The sequence below is a fragment of the Streptomyces sp. 2P-4 genome (genome assembly GCF_030167965.1).
In the GTDB taxonomy this organism is placed as follows: domain Bacteria; phylum Actinomycetota; class Actinomycetes; order Streptomycetales; family Streptomycetaceae; genus Streptomyces; species Streptomyces globosus_A.
On the sequence record NZ_CP095011.1, the window covers coordinates 4,468,486 to 4,482,615 of the forward strand.

The window sequence follows — 14,130 nt, forward strand, 5'->3', positions numbered from 1 at the left end:
GGGTCAGTTCCCGTAGGCCTTGGCCGCGTCCGCCTCCAGTCTGGCCTGGGTGCCCGCCACGTCCGACGGGTTCGCCAGGAAGTCCTGGAGGGCCTTCCACTCGCCCGCGCCCGGCGTCCCGCCGAACGCCGCCGGCGCCTGGTCCGACATGTCGAAGCGGAAGTCGTCGCCCGCCGCGATCAGCGCCTCGGCGATGCTGCGCTGGATGGCGTTCGGGTAGGCCGCCGGGTCCACCGCCTTGTTCGGCGAGACGAACCCGCCCTGCCGGGCCTGGATCTCCGCCGCGTCCGGCGACGCCAGGAACGTCAGCAGCGCCTGCGCGCCCTTCGACGGCTTCAGCGCCACCGCCACGTCCCCGCCCGACACCACCGGCGCCTTCGCGCCGACCGCCGGGAACGGGAAGACCAGGGCGTCCTCGCCGATCTTCGCCTCGGTCTGGGCGATGTTCACCGCCACGAAGTCGCCCTCGAAGACCATCGCCGCCGCCGGACGGTCCCCGCCGGTGAACGTCTGCGTCACCGACTTCGGGAACTCCGTCGCCAGCGCCCCGCTCGGGCCGCCCGCCAGGAAGTCCTTCCGGCCGAACAGCTCCGCGAGGGTGGCCAGGGCCTGCCGGACGCTGTCGTCCGTCCACTTGATCTCGTGCTTGGCGAGCTTGTCGTACTTCTCCGGGCCCGCCTGCGACAGGTAGACGTTCTCGAACCAGTCCGTCAGCGTCCACCCGTCCGCGCCGGCCACCGACACCGCCGGCGTGCCGGACGCCGAGAGCGTGTCCGCCGCGGCGATCAGCTCCTTCCACGTCTTCGGCGGCTGCACCCCCGCCGCCTCGAAGGCCTTCGCGTTGTACCAGACCAGCGACTTGTTCGCGGCCTTGTAGTAGACGCCGTACTGGGTTCCCCCGACGGCCCCGAGCTCCTTCCAGCCCTGCGAGTAGTTCTTGTCGAGCTGTGCCTTCGCCTCCGGGCCGACCGGCTGCGCCCACTTGTTCTGCACCGCCGCCGTCAGCGCCCCGACCTGCGGGAGCAGCGCGACGTCCGGCGGCTGCCCGCCCGCGATCTTCGTACCGAGGAAGGTGACGATCGGGTCCTGGGCCGGGACGAACGCCACCGACGCGCCCGTCCGCTTCTCGAACTCCTCCAGGACCTTGGTGAAGTTCGCCTGCTCCGGCCCCGTCCAGACCGCCGAGACCGCCAGCTTCTCCCCGTCCAGCCGCGGTAACTCCACCCGCGGCGCGGCCGACGGCCCGCCCGGCGGGTCGGCCCTGTCCGCACCGCCGTCCCCGCAGCCGGCCAGCAGGAGGGCTCCCGCCGCGGCCAGTGCCGTCCAGGCGGCCGGGGCGCTCCTCCTGCGCTGCCGCGTGCGGCTCGTTCCCTGCCCGTTCATGGTCTGCCCCCGATTCCCGTGGTGTGACCTGACCCACAGGTCTACGCCCGAGCCGCGCGCCCCGCAATACCGCCTCCCCGCGCGCACTCCGCCGTACGGGGCCCGGGCCGCGGGAGGTGCCGCGGCCCGGCCGGGGTCAGGGCGCGGCCGGGAAGGGCACGGGCGCCGCCGAGACCAGGTGCGAGGCCCGGTCCAGGGCGCTGGCCAGCAGCGCGAGGTCAGTGGGGCCGTTGCCGAGCTCGCGCACCGGCCGGCGGGCGGGCGGATCACCCATCCGGTCCCATTCCAGGGGGACGACGGTCGGCCGCTGCGTCGCCGTCCGCGGGATCCGGCCGGTCACCCGGCCGCCCTGGAACGGCACCGGCCGCCCGTCGGCGCCGTGCAGCCGCCCGCGGCCCGGCCCGGGCCGGTCGGGCGGCTCCAGCTCGACCCGCAGCGGGTTGCCGCGTACGAGCTCGGTGTCGGCCGTGAGCTCCGGGCGGGCCGTGGAGGCCACCAGGTGCACGCCGAGGGCCGCCCCGTCGCGTGCCACGGCCTCCAGCGCGCGGACTACCGAGCCGGCGGCGGGGCGGCCCGCGCTGCCCAGGGCCGGCGCGACCAGGGCGTCGTAGTCGTCGACCAGGACCACGAGGCGGGGCAGCGGGCCGGGGCCGGGGGCGGGCCCGGTGCGCACGGCGGAGGCGCGCAGCCGGAGCGTCCCGGTCCGCGGCGGGTCCAGGTCGCCGCCGAGCTGCTCGCCCGGGGCGGGCCGGCGCGGGGCGACCATCCGGTCGGACACCTCGCGGCGGGCGTGCCACTCGGCGAAGGGGACGCCCTCCAGCAGCTCGGCGCGCCGCTTCAGCTCGCCGCCGAGGGCCTGGGCGAACTCGCGCATCCGGACCGGGTCGGAGGCCACCAGGTGGGCGCAGGCGTGGGGGAGTTCGGCGGCCGGGGCGAGGCCGTCGCCGCGTTCGCCGCCGGCCCCGTCGACCAGGACCAGGCCGAGCCGGTCCGGCCGGGCGGCCGCGGCCAGCGAGGCGGCCGCCGAGCGCAGCAGCTCCGTACGGCCGCTGCCTGCGGGGCCGGTGACGAGCAGGTGCGGTCCGTCGTGGACCAGCTCGGCCCCGACCGGCCCGGCCTGCCCGCTGCCGAGGACGAGCTCGACCAGCCCGCCGACGCCCTGCCCCTGCTCGGTGGCCTCGGCCCAGCGGGCCATCAGGGACGCCGGGGTGGCCCGGGCCAGCCCCAGCTCGTCGAGCAGCCGCGCGGCGGCGGGGAGGGCCGCGGCGGTCGGCCGCTGCGGCTTCCCGCCGGCCGGCTCGGCCTTCAGCGGGGCGAGCGCGCGGGCGAACCGCTCGGCCCACGCGGCGGACACGGCGTCCGCGGTTGCGGTCGTGCCGGGCGGGCACGGCCGGCCGCCGGCGACGGCGAAGGTCCGCACCGCCGTGGCCACGTCGCCGCTGAGGAGGGCGGCGGCGCCGCAGTCCCGGAAGGCGGGGGCGGCCGCGCAGGCCGCCTCGTACGTCTCGGCGAGCGGGGAGGCGGGCGTCGCGGGGGACGTCTCCGCCAGGACGAGGACGTGGATCCCGGCGGCCGCGCCGTGCGAGGCGAGGCGGCCGGTCAGGTCGCGCAGGGCGGCGGTGCCGGGGTCGCCGTCGACGACGAGCAGGGTGCGGGGGCCGGTGTGCGCGGCTGCCGCCTCGCGGACGAGGGAGGGGTCGGCGGCGGCCCAGTCGGCGCCGAGCGGCCCGGCGCCGAGGCGGCGGGTCAGCTCGCCGGTGCGGGCGGCGGCCTGGTCGCGGTCGTAGGCGAGGAGGAGCCGGCAGTCCTGGCCGTGCGCGGGGCGGACGTGGGGGAGCCAGCCCAGCCAGCCCCACTCCTCGCGCCGCTGGACGACGGTGCGGGCCCGGTCGGCGCTGATCAGGACGATCTCCAGCTGCGCGGGCGCGTGCAGGGCGGCGAGCTGGGCCACGACGGAGCGGGCGACCCCCGCGAGGCGGGTGCGCGGCCCGGCGAGGGCGAGGGAGCCGCAGTCCTGGAGGGCGACGCGGCTCCCGGCGCCGAGGCCGACGTCGAGGCGGCCGGGCGGACGGGACCACAGCCGCGCGGTGGGCCCGAGGGCGGCCAGCAGCAGGCCGGCGGGATCGTCGGCGTCGGGCACGGCGGGGGCGGGCGGCCCGGCCGGGGCGTGCTCCGCGGGCTCCTCCTCGCCGCGCACCCACTTGCGGGCCCAGGCGCCGAGGCCGCCGAGGGGGCGCCGGGGGGCCGAGGCCGGCCCGGCGGCGGGCGGCGCCGGAGGGGCGGCCGGGACGGCAGGGACGGGCTGTGCGGCGGGGTGCGCGGGGCCGGAAGGCTGCGCGGGCGCCGGCGCGGCGGTGCGGTGGCCGGCCGGGGCAGGCGCGGCGGGCCCCGCGGAAAACGCGGGTCCGGCGGGGCGGAGGTGGCCCTCCAGGTCGGGGACCACGGGCAGCGGCGGCGCCGCCCCCTCCGCCAGCCGCAGGGTGGACTCCCCGATCCGCAGGAGCGCGCCCGGCGCCAGCGGCACGGGACGGCGCCCGACCTCGGCGCCGTCGAGGGTCGTCCCGTTCGTCGAGTCCAGGTCCGCCACGGCGACGCGGCCGTCCGGCAGGACCGTGACCGTGCAGTGCAGCCGCGAGACGTCCGGGTCGTCCAGGGGGACGTCGGCGTCGGCCGAGCGCCCGATCCGGATCATGCCCGGGTGCAGCAGGTGCACCCCGCCCGCGTCGGGCCCGGCCACCACGTGCAGCTGGGCGCCCTCCGCAGCGTCGGGGGCGGCGTCCGGGACGGGGCCGTGCAGGCCCAGGACGGCGCCGTCGACGAGCGGCGGCTCGCCCAGGACGTGGCGCTGCGGGTCGAGGCGGCGCTCGCCCGCGTACAGGACCGCCGTGCCGCCGGTGTCGGGGCCGCCGACGGTCGCGGCGAGCCCGGAGGCGACCGCGGAGAGCGGCGTTCCGGCGGGCGCGGTGACGAGGACGTCACAGCCGGCGGGCACGGTCTGGTGGCCGCTGCGCGACCCGAGGACGGTCAGCCGGATCTGCATCGCCGTCAGCGGTCCCTTCTGCGCGGTGCGCGGTGCGCGCGCCCGGCGGGGACGGCGGACGAGCCCGCCCGGCCCCCCACCCGGCACGGCGCGTCGTCCGGTCAGGTCTGCGCGGGAGCGCGGGCTCCCCGCCCCCGCTTCCGCACGGGTGCATCCTCGCACCTGTTGCGGACAACACGCCCGGCACCCGCCGATAAATGATCTTGAATGACCGGGGTCCGGTGCAAGGGGTGCACACATACGGACGCCCTCCCCGGGGAAACCCGAGGAGAGCGGCTCCCCGCCGCGGAAAATCGCCTCCGGCATACGCCGCGAACATCACACTTCGTACATATGTACGGCAACCAACCGCCGTCGTCCGGCGTCTTTGCGGAGGACACCCCCTAGAGTGGGCCGCAAAACCGAACGACATGCACCACCCACCACGACAGCAGGGAGCGCGAGACGTGCGGCCAGTCGGCAGCAAGTACTTGCTCGAGGAGCCGCTCGGGCGCGGCGCCACGGGCACCGTCTGGCGAGCCCGCCAGCGCGAGACCGCCGGCGCCGAGGCCGCCGTGGCCGGCCGGCCGGGCGAGACCCTGGCCATCAAGGTCCTCAAGGAGGAGCTGGCCCAGGACCCGGACATCGTCATGCGCTTCCTGCGGGAGCGCTCCGTCCTGCTGCGCCTGACCCACCCCAACATCGTCCGCACCCGCGACCTCGTCGTCGAGGGCGACCTCCTCGCACTCGTCATGGACCTCGTCGAAGGCCCGGACCTGCACCGCTACATCCGGGAGAACGGCCCCTTCACCCCGGTCGCCGCGGCCCTGCTGACCGCCCAGATCGCCGACGCGCTCGCCGCCAGCCACGCCGACGGCGTCGTCCACCGCGACCTCAAGCCCGCGAACGTCCTGCTCGACGAGGGCGACGGCCGCATGAAGCCGATGCTCACCGACTTCGGCATCGCCCGCCTCGCCGACTCCCCGGGCCTGACCCGCACCCACGAGTTCGTCGGCACCCCCGCCTACGTCGCCCCCGAATCCGCCGAGGGCCGCCCGCAGACCTCCGCCGTCGACATCTACGGCGCCGGCATCCTGCTGTACGAACTCGTCACCGGGCGCCCGCCGTTCGCCGGCGCCACCGCGCTCGAAGTCCTCCACCGCCACCTCAGCGAGGACCCGCAGCGCCCGCCGAGCCTGCCCGAGCCGCTGTGGATCGTCATCGAGCGCTGCCTGCGCAAGGAGCCGGGCGAGCGCCCCAGCGCCGAGAACCTGGCCCGCGGGCTGCGCGTCGTCGCCTCCGGCATCGGCGTCCACAGCGCCCCCGCCGAGGTCGAGGCCGCCCTCGGCGTCGGCGCGCTGCTCGCCCCCGACCCCTCGCCCGCGCCCGTCCCTGAGGCCCCCGCGGCCGCCCCCGGGGCCGCGGACGCCACGCAGGTGCTGCCCGGCAGGGCCGCCGCCGGGCCCGAGGGCGCGTACGACCCCAACGCGATGACGAGCGTGCTGCCGCCGGTCGGCGCCGCCGACGCCACGACCGTGCTGCCCGGCACGGGCGGCCCCGGCGACGGCGTCCCGGAGGCGGCCGCCACCTCGGTCATGCCGCCCGTGGAGCGGCCGGACCAGCCGCACCCCTGGCAGACGCAGATGCGCGCCGCCCGGGACCGCAACGAGCAGACGCAGGTGCACTACCTCGACCCGAGCGAGGACCCGCTGCGCCGCCGGCCCCAGCGCCAGGCGCCCCCGCCGCCGCCTCCGCAGCAGCGGCCCCAGCGGCCGCAGCAGCCCCCGCAGTACCGCCAGGCGCCGCCGCCGCAGTACCCGCAGCAGCAGCACCCCCAGGCGCCCCAGTACCAGCAGCCGCCGCAGCAGCCGTACTACCCGCAGCCGCAGCAGGCGCCCCCGCCGCCGCAGCCCTACCAGCAGCAGCCGGCGCCGCAGGCCCAGCCGTACCGGCAGCCCCAGGCCCCGCAGCAGCCGCAGCAGGCCCCTCCGCCGCAGCGGCCCGCCCGCGAGGCCCGGGAGCCCCGCGAGCCGCGCCGCCGCAGCGCGAACCCGATCCGGATCCCCGGCCTCGGCTGCCTCAAGGGCTGCCTGGTCATGATCCTGGTCTTCGTCGTCGCGGGCTGGCTGGTCTGGGAGCTCACCCCGCTCCAGTCGTGGATCGGCACCGGCAAGGGCTGGTTCGACCAGCTCTGGAGCTGGGGCACGGGCATCGTCGACTGGGTCACCTCCCTCGGCGACGCCGCGGGCACGGGCAGCGGAACGGGCGCGGGCACCCCCTGAACGGGCCCGCGGAGCCCCGACTTCGTGGATTTGTCGACATCCAGGACGTGATTTCGCCCGCAGAAGTGAAGGTCACCGTGTTCCGCGGCGCCGGGCGCCCGCGCGACCGCATAGCTTTGGTGCCGTACGCCAGCCGCTGAGGGAGCAGTCGTGGCACGGAAAATCGGCAGCCGGTACACCGCGCACCAGATCCTGGGGCGCGGAAGCGCGGGCACGGTGTGGCTCGGCGAGGGGCCCGACGGGCCCGTCGCCGTCAAGCTGCTGCGCGAGGACCTCGCGTCCGACCAGGATCTGGTCGGGCGCTTCGTCCAGGAGCGCAGCGCGCTGCTCGGCCTGGACCACCCGCACATCGTCTCGGTCCGCGACCTCGTCGTCGACGGCAACGACCTCGCCCTGGTCATGGACCTGGTACGCGGCACGGACCTGCGCACCCGGCTCGACCGGGAGCGCCGCCTCGCCCCCGAGGCGGCCGTCGCGATCACCGCCGACGTCGCCGACGCGCTCGCCGCAGCACACGCCGCCGGGGTCGTCCACCGCGACGTGAAGCCCGAGAACGTCCTCCTCGACATGCAGGGCCCCCTCGGGCCCGGCGGGGCGCACCCGGCCCTCCTCACCGACTTCGGCGTCGCCAAGCTGATCGACACCCCGAAGCGGATCGGGGCCGCCGCGGGCGCGAGCGGGCGGGCCTCCGCCACCGCGACCCGGATCATCGGCACCCCCGACTACCTGGCGCCGGAGATCGTCGAGGGGCTGCCGCCGCGCGCGGCCGTGGACATATACGCCCTCGCGACCGTGCTGTACGAGCTGCTCGCCGGGTTCACGCCGTTCGGCGGCGGACACCCCGGCGCCGTGCTGCGCCGCCACGTGACCGAGACCGTGGTGCCGCTGCCCGGCATTCCCGAGGAGCTGTGGCAGCTGATCGTCCAGTGCCTGGCCAAGGGGCCGGCGTCCCGGCTGCGCGCCTCCGAGCTGTCCGCCCGCCTGCGGGACCTGCTGCCGATGCTGGCGGGCATGCCCCCGCTGGACGTGGACGAGCCCGACGACGCCGAGCCCGAGCCAGAGCAGGCCCGCGAGGCGCCCGCGGCGCCCGCCCGGCGGCGCGGGGCCGTCCCGCTGGTGCCCGGCTCGGCGACGGACTCGAACCGGGACACCCACACCTCGATGCGCGTGCCCGGGCCCGAGGAGCTGGCCGGGGGCGCGCTCGGCACCGCCCGGGTGCCGCGGCCCGCGGGCGGGCACCGGCCGGGGTCGGCGCGGCACCGGGCCGACACCGTGCGCCGCAGGCGGCTCGTGCTGTCGGCCGGGGCGGTCGCCCTCGCCGCCGCGGTCGGGGTCGGCGGCTGGCTGGCCTCCTCGGACGGCGACGACCGCCCCCAGCCGCCGGCGTCGAAGAACTCGGCCCCGCCGAAGCCCTGAGCCGCCCCGCCCGGCGGCCGCCCCGCCCGGCGGCCGCCCCGCCCGGCGGCGGGCCGCCGGGCCGCCGGTCAGGCGCCGACGAGCTCCGGGTGCCAGCGGCGGGCCACCTCCGGGTGCGCCCGCACCCATCCCTTCAGCTCGTTGCGCCCGTACTCCGCGTGCAGCGGGTTCGACGCGTCGTGCACGAGGCCCGGCGCGGACCGCAGGTAGTCACCCGGCACCGTCTCCACGACCGCGTCGAGCCGCGGGTTGTAGAAGAACGGCACGGAGAACCGCTCCACCGCGCCCGGCGGGCTCACCACCCGGTGGTCGGTCGCCGTCAGATACCCCTCCGTCGCGATCTCCAGCAGCTCGCCCAGGTTCACGACGAACGCCCCCGGCATCGGCGGCACGTCCACGTACGCGCCGTCCCTGACGACCTGCAGCCCGCCGACCGAGTCCTGGAGCAGCAGCGTCAGGAACCCGTAGTCCTTGTGCGCGCCGACGCCCTGGTCGGCGCCCGACGGGGCGGACCCGGGGTAGCGGATCAGCTTGGTGTGCAGGTGCGGGCGGTCCGCGAAGGCGGCGTCGAAGAAGTCGTGCGGGGCGCCGATGGAGGCCAGCAGCTCCTGGAGGAGCCGGTGCGCCACCCCGGCGAGCCGGCTCTGCCAGTCCAGGATGACGGTCCGCAGCTCGGGCAGCGCGGCCGGCCACTGGTTGGGCCCCTCCAGCCACAGGTAGGCCGGGTCGTCCGGGCCCAGCTGCGGGGCGGGGCGCTCGGCGCCCACGTCGAGCTGGTCGCGCCAGTCGGACGCGCCGCCCGTCAGCTCGTGGCCGATGCGGGTGTAGCCGCGGAAGTGCGGCGAGTGCAGATTGCTGACGGCAAGCCTGTCGGCCTCGGGCAGGGCGAAGAAAGCCCTGGTCACGTCCAGTATGCGGGCGCTCTCCGCCTCGGAGATCCCGTGCCCGGTGAGGTGGAGGAAGCCGGTGTCCCGGGCGGCGCCGTGGAGTTCCTTCAGGAACCCGGGCCGCAGGGCGGGGTCGTCGGCCTGGGAGAGATCGATGACGGGGAGGGAGTGCGCGGACGGCATGACGGCTCCGTTTCGGATGTCACGGGGTCCTGTTCCCCGGTGGTGGCGGGGCAGCGGAGGGGGAGGGGCTCGCCGGCAGGGGTGGCGCCGGAGCCGCATGAGCCGCGTACAGGACCAAGTCGGATCGGGTGGATCAGGCTTGTGTTCGGTCCGGCGGCTGACAGCTCGTCGTCGTGACACGCATGTGGTCCACATGGCGGCGCTTGACGAGGAGGAGAGTCATACCGTGAGCGTACGCCCGTACCGGCGTCCACCAGAACGGGTGAACCGGACTGGCCGGACGGGGGCGCCCGGGGACCGGCTACGCTGGACCCGTGGCAGTCGTCGATGTTTCCGAAGAGCTGAAGTCCCTCTCCTCGACCATGGGGTCGATCGAGGCCGTCCTGGACCTCGACAAGCTGAGGGCAGACATTGCCGTGCTCGAGGAGCAGGCCGCGGCCCCGTCCCTGTGGGACGACCCCGAGGCTGCCCAGAAGATCACGAGCCGGCTTTCCCACCTCCAGGCGGAGGTCCGCAAGACCGAGGCGCTGCGCGGCCGCATCGACGACCTCGCGGTCCTCTTCGAGCTCGCCGAGGAGATGGACGACGCGGACACCCGCGCCGAGGCCGAGGCGGAGCTCGCCGCGGTCCGCAAGGCGCTGGACGAGATGGAGGTCCGCACCCTCCTGTCCGGCGAGTACGACGAGCGCGAGGCGCTGGTCAACATCCGCGCCGAGGCGGGCGGCGTCGACGCCTCCGACTTCGCCGAGCGCCTCCAGCGCATGTACCTGCGCTGGGCCGAGCGGCACGGCTACTCCACCGAGGTGTACGAGACCTCGTACGCGGAGGAGGCCGGCATCAAGTCGACGACCTTCGTCGTCAAGGCGCCGTACGCCTACGGCACCCTCTCGGTGGAGCAGGGCACGCACCGCCTGGTCCGCATCTCCCCCTTCGACAACCAGGGCCGCCGCCAGACGTCCTTCGCCGGCGTCGAGGTGCTCCCGGTCGTCGAGCAGTCCGACCACGTCGAGATCGACGAGACCGAGCTGCGCATCGACGTCTACCGGGCCTCGGGCCCCGGCGGCCAGGGCGTCAACACCACCGACTCGGCGGTGCGCATCACGCACATCCCGACCGGCATCGTGGTGTCCTGCCAGAACGAGCGCAGCCAGATCCAGAACAAGGCCAGCGCCATGAACGTCCTCCAGGCCAAGCTGCTGGAGCGGCGCCGCCAGGAGGAGCAGGCCAGGATGGACGCCCTCAAGGGCGACGGCGGCAACTCGTGGGGCAACCAGATGCGCTCCTACGTGCTGCACCCGTACCAGATGGTCAAGGACCTGCGGACGGAGTTCGAGGTCGGCAACCCGCAGTCGGTGCTCGACGGCGACATCGACGGCTTCCTGGAGGCCGGCATCCGCTGGCGCAAGCAGCAGGAGCAGACGACGGCCTGAGCCCCGGCCGCCGGACCGCGCGCCCCGGGCGGGGCGCGCGGCACGTGAACGCTGGGCGGGGCCCGGACACCGAGGGTGTCCGGGCCCCGCCGTCGTTTCCTCCCGCCCGCTCCCAGCGGGGGCGGGGCGACGCATGATCGGGACGTGCGGCGGAGCCGCCGGCGCCCGCCGGCCCTACGCGGTGTGCTGCGCCACGAGGGCCAGAGCCGCCACGAGGACCACCAGGAGCGCGATGAGCGCCATGGGGTTCAGGCCTGCGAAGGGGCCCTCCTGCTGGAGGCGCTCCCGGTTCGCCCGGCATACCGGGCAGCGGCCCTGGCTGACGGGCGCGGCGCAGTTCGCGCACACGAGCCGGTCATATGTCATGCGCTCTCCTCCTCTCGTCCCCTTGAACAACGCGTGCGGGAACGAGTCCGTTCCCCCTACCACTGTGCCAGCTTCGGAGGCTTTCGGCGCGGCCCGTCCGGGCAATCGCGCACCGCCTCCCCCGTCCCGCGGGACATATCGGGCAACTGTGGGCGCCGGGTCCCCACCCGGGGCCCGTTCGCGTATGGTCACGCACACCTACTCCCGGCGACCGTGGTGCACCCGTGATCCGATTCGACAACGTCTCCAAGTCCTACCCGAAGCAGAACCGCCCCGCACTCAGAGATGTCTCCCTGGAGATCGCGAAGGGTGAGTTCGTCTTCCTGGTCGGCTCCTCCGGCTCCGGCAAGTCCACCTTCCTGCGCCTCGTCCTGCGGGAGGAGCGGGCCACCCACGGACAGGTCCACGTCCTCGGCAAGGACCTCGGCAAGCTCTCCAACTGGAAGGTCCCGCAGATGCGGCGCCAGCTGGGGACCGTCTTCCAGGACTTCCGGCTCCTGCCCAACAAGACGGTGGCGCAGAACGTCGCCTTCGCGCAGGAGGTCATCGGCAAACCCCGCGGCGAGATCCGCAAGGCCGTCCCGCAGGTGCTGGAGCTCGTCGGCCTCGGCGGCAAGGAGGACCGCATGCCGGGCGAGCTCTCCGGCGGCGAGCAACAGCGCGTCGCGATCGCCCGCGCCTTCGTCAACCGCCCCGCCCTGCTCATCGCTGACGAGCCCACCGGCAACCTCGACCCGCAGACGTCCGTCGGCATCATGAAGCTGCTGGACCGCATCAACCGCACCGGCACCACCGTGATCATGGCCACGCACGACCAGCAGATCGTCGACCAGATGCGCAAGCGCGTCATCGAACTCGAACAGGGCCGCCTCGTCCGCGACCAGTCGCGCGGCGTCTACGGCTACCAGCACTGAAAGGGCCCACCCAGACGTCATGCGCGCCCAGTTCGTCATGTCGGAGATCGGGGTCGGTCTCCGCCGCAACCTGACCATGACCTTCGCGGTCGTCATCTCCGTGGCCCTCTCCCTCGCCCTGTTCGGCGGCTCCCTGCTCATGCGCGACCAGGTAAGCAAGATGAAGGGCTACTGGTACGACAAGGTCAACGTCTCCATCTACCTCTGCAACAAGAGCGACGCCGAGGACAGCAGCGAGCTCGGCAGCCGGGCCTGCGCCAAGGGCGCGGCGACACCCGAGCAGAAACAGCAGATCCAGACCGACCTGGAGAAGATGGAGCTCGTCCAGACCGTCCACTACGAGTCCTCCGACGAGGCCTACAAGCACTACAAGGAGCGCTTCGGGCACACGGCGCTCGCCTCGGTGATCACGCCCGACCAGATGCCCGACTCCTTCCGCGTGAAGCTCACGAAACCGGAGAAGTACAAGGTCATCACGACGGCCTTCGCGGGCCGCGACGGCGTCCAGTCGGTGGCCGACCAGCACACCGAGCTGGACAACCTCTTCCAGATGCTCGGCTACCTCAACTGGGCCGCCCTCGGCATCATGCTGATCATGCTGGTCGTGGCGCTGCTGCTGATCGTCAACACGGTGCGGGTGTCCGCCTTCAGCCGGCGCCGCGAGACCGGGATCATGCGGCTGGTCGGCGCCTCCAGCTTCTACATCCAGGTGCCGTTCATCATGGAGGCCGCGTTCGCCGGCCTGATCGGCGCCGTGTTCGCCTGCCTGATGCTCGGCGCGGGCCAGTACTTCGTCATCGACCACGGCGCCTCGCTCCGCACCAAGATGGAGCTGATCAACTTCATCGGCTGGGACGAGGTCCTGACCAAGCTGCCGCTGGTGCTGGCAATCGGCGTGCTGATGCCCTCACTTGCGGCGTTCCTCGCCCTGCGCAAGTACCTCAGGGTGTGACGAGCGCCCCCTGTGAGCCGGGTCCAACCCGCCGTGGCGGAAGGGGCCTTGTCCTAGACTCGGGCGCATGCAGGGTCTGCCCAGCTTCTGTCCGCGGCCCCGCGACCTGCGTCGCGGGGCCGTCCTCACGTTCGCCTTCGCCGGCGTCGTCACCGCCGCAGCCGCCATGGGCTGCTGGGACGGGGCCGGCGCCGCCGCCGGCCCCGGCAGCGGCTTAACGGCCGCCGCGGCGCCGCCCGGAGAGGCCGGGCCCGCCCCCGGCGGCGGCGCCCCCGCCCCCGGAACCGCCGACCGGGAGGCCGTCGCCCGCGCCGCCGCAGAAGCCGTCGCCGAGGGCAAGTCCGGCAAGAAGGCCGCCCAGGAGGTCGTCAGCCGCAGCGGCGACCGCTGGGGCGTCGTCTACGACCGCGGCGAGTTCCAGGACTTCGCCGACGGCCTCGACGGCCGCTGGACCGGCGTCGGCCTCTGGCCCGAACGCGGCGCCGACGGCGCCATCGGGATCGCCCGCGTCCAGCCCGGCGGGCCCGCCGCCCGCGCCGGCATCACCGCCGGGGACCGCCTCGTCGCCGTCGACAGCCGGCCCGTCACCGGCCTGAAGACCGCCGAGGTCGTCGCCCTGCTGCGCGGCGAGGCCGGCACCCCCGTCGCCCTGCGCACCGCCCGCGACGGCACCGAGGCCTCCCGCACCGTGCACCGCGAGCAGCTGCGGGCCGAGCCCGTCACCGTCCGCGCGCTGCCCGGCGGGGTCACCGTCATCAAGGTCACCGCCTTCACCCGCGGCTCCGGCGCCCGCGTCCGCGACGCCGTACGGGCCGCCCCGCCCGGCGGCGGTGTCATGCTCGACCTGCGCGGCAACCCAGGCGGGCTGGTCACCGAGGCCGTCGCCGCCGCCTCCGCCTTCCTCGACGGCGGGCTCGTCGCCACGTACGACGTCCGCGGCGAGGAGCGCGCCCTCTACGCCGACCGCGGCGGCGACACCGCCCGGCCGCTCGTCGCCCTCGTCGACGCCGGGACCATGAGCGCCGCAGAGCTCGTCGCCGGCGCCCTGCAGGACCGCGGCCGGGCCGTCGCCGTCGGCACCCGCACCTTCGGCAAGGGGTCCGTGCAGATGCCGACGCAGCTCCCCGACGGCTCGGTGGCCGAGCTGACGGTGGGCACGTACCGCACCCCGGGCGGCCGCAGCCTCGACGGCACCGGCGTCACCCCCGACCTGCCCGCCCGGGACCGGGCCGAGGAGCGGGCCCGCACGGTATTGGGTGGCCTCGGGGTGGGCCCGTAGTGCAAAAATGACCAGCACT

General features: G+C 75.3%; 10 protein-coding genes. 6 read left to right on the top strand and 4 right to left on the bottom strand.

Annotated features, from left to right (window positions below; translation table 11 throughout):
- Positions 1-3: 3 nt before the first annotated feature.
- Both MUK52_RS19715 and MUK52_RS19720 read right to left on the bottom strand, forming a co-directional pair.
- The gene (locus MUK52_RS19715) at positions 4-1,383 is read right to left on the bottom strand and encodes an ABC transporter substrate-binding protein (RefSeq protein WP_284578730.1); all 1,380 of its coding nucleotides are present in this window, start codon (positions 1,381-1,383) and stop codon (positions 4-6) included.
- 136 nt (positions 1,384-1,519) lie between these two features.
- On the bottom strand, positions 1,520-4,423 hold the full coding sequence (locus tag MUK52_RS19720) for an FHA domain-containing protein (RefSeq protein WP_284578733.1): 2,904 nt from the start codon (positions 4,421-4,423) through the stop codon (positions 1,520-1,522).
- Positions 4,424-4,869: 446 nt separating this feature from the next.
- Here MUK52_RS19720 and MUK52_RS19725 point away from each other — a divergent pair, with 446 nt between their 5' ends.
- Together MUK52_RS19725 and MUK52_RS19730 are read left to right on the top strand one after the other, a co-directional pair.
- Complete coding sequence (locus MUK52_RS19725; RefSeq protein WP_284578735.1) at positions 4,870-6,684, top strand: serine/threonine-protein kinase; 1,815 nt, start codon at positions 4,870-4,872, stop codon at positions 6,682-6,684.
- Positions 6,685-6,834: 150 nt separating this feature from the next.
- On the top strand, positions 6,835-8,100 hold the full coding sequence (locus MUK52_RS19730) for a serine/threonine-protein kinase (RefSeq protein ID WP_284578737.1): 1,266 nt from the start codon (positions 6,835-6,837) through the stop codon (positions 8,098-8,100).
- Positions 8,101-8,168: 68 nt separating this feature from the next.
- Here MUK52_RS19730 and MUK52_RS19735 read toward each other — a convergent pair whose 3' ends face one another.
- Positions 8,169-9,170: an isopenicillin N synthase family dioxygenase gene (locus tag MUK52_RS19735; RefSeq protein ID WP_284578739.1), complete on the bottom strand. Its 1,002-nt coding sequence runs from the start codon at positions 9,168-9,170 to the stop codon at positions 8,169-8,171.
- Between the two features lie 314 nt (positions 9,171-9,484).
- On the opposite strand from MUK52_RS19735, the gene prfB reads away from it, so the two are divergent.
- Positions 9,485-10,600, top strand: coding sequence for a peptide chain release factor 2 (gene prfB / locus MUK52_RS19740; RefSeq protein WP_114057748.1), 1,116 nt, complete (start codon positions 9,485-9,487; stop codon positions 10,598-10,600).
- 174 nt (positions 10,601-10,774) lie between these two features.
- Here the strand turns inward: prfB and MUK52_RS19745 are convergent, their stop codons facing one another.
- Positions 10,775-10,966, bottom strand: a complete 192-nt coding sequence (locus MUK52_RS19745) for a hypothetical protein (RefSeq protein WP_114057747.1) — start codon at positions 10,964-10,966, stop codon at positions 10,775-10,777.
- 224 nt (positions 10,967-11,190) lie between these two features.
- On the opposite strand from MUK52_RS19745, the gene ftsE reads away from it, so the two are divergent.
- The 3 genes from ftsE (at position 11,191) to MUK52_RS19760 (ending at position 14,111) form a co-directional block, all read left to right on the top strand.
- Complete coding sequence (gene ftsE / locus MUK52_RS19750; RefSeq protein WP_114057746.1) at positions 11,191-11,880, top strand: cell division ATP-binding protein FtsE; 690 nt, start codon at positions 11,191-11,193, stop codon at positions 11,878-11,880.
- 19 nt (positions 11,881-11,899) lie between these two features.
- Positions 11,900-12,832 (top strand): permease-like cell division protein FtsX, encoded by a 933-nt coding sequence (gene ftsX / locus MUK52_RS19755; protein ID WP_284578744.1) that lies wholly within the window; start codon positions 11,900-11,902, stop codon positions 12,830-12,832.
- 67 nt (positions 12,833-12,899) lie between these two features.
- Positions 12,900-14,111 carry a S41 family peptidase gene (locus tag MUK52_RS19760; RefSeq protein ID WP_284578746.1) on the top strand — a complete coding sequence of 404 codons (1,212 nt, stop codon included), beginning with the start codon at positions 12,900-12,902 and terminating at the stop codon, positions 14,109-14,111.
- Positions 14,112-14,130: the final 19 nt, after the last annotated feature.

Coding starts and splice junctions, on each gene's coding strand:
- MUK52_RS19715 (WP_284578730.1), bottom strand. CDS start 1,383: ATGAACGGGCAGGGAACGAGCCGCACGCGGCAGCGCAGGAGGAGCGCC.
- MUK52_RS19720 (WP_284578733.1), bottom strand. CDS start 4,423: ATGCAGATCCGGCTGACCGTCCTCGGGTCGCGCAGCGGCCACCAGACC.
- MUK52_RS19735 (WP_284578739.1), bottom strand. CDS start 9,170: ATGCCGTCCGCGCACTCCCTCCCCGTCATCGATCTCTCCCAGGCCGAC.
- MUK52_RS19745 (WP_114057747.1), bottom strand. CDS start 10,966: ATGACATATGACCGGCTCGTGTGCGCGAACTGCGCCGCGCCCGTCAGC.
- ftsX (WP_284578744.1), top strand. CDS start 11,900: ATGCGCGCCCAGTTCGTCATGTCGGAGATCGGGGTCGGTCTCCGCCGC.
- MUK52_RS19760 (WP_284578746.1), top strand. CDS start 12,900: ATGCAGGGTCTGCCCAGCTTCTGTCCGCGGCCCCGCGACCTGCGTCGC.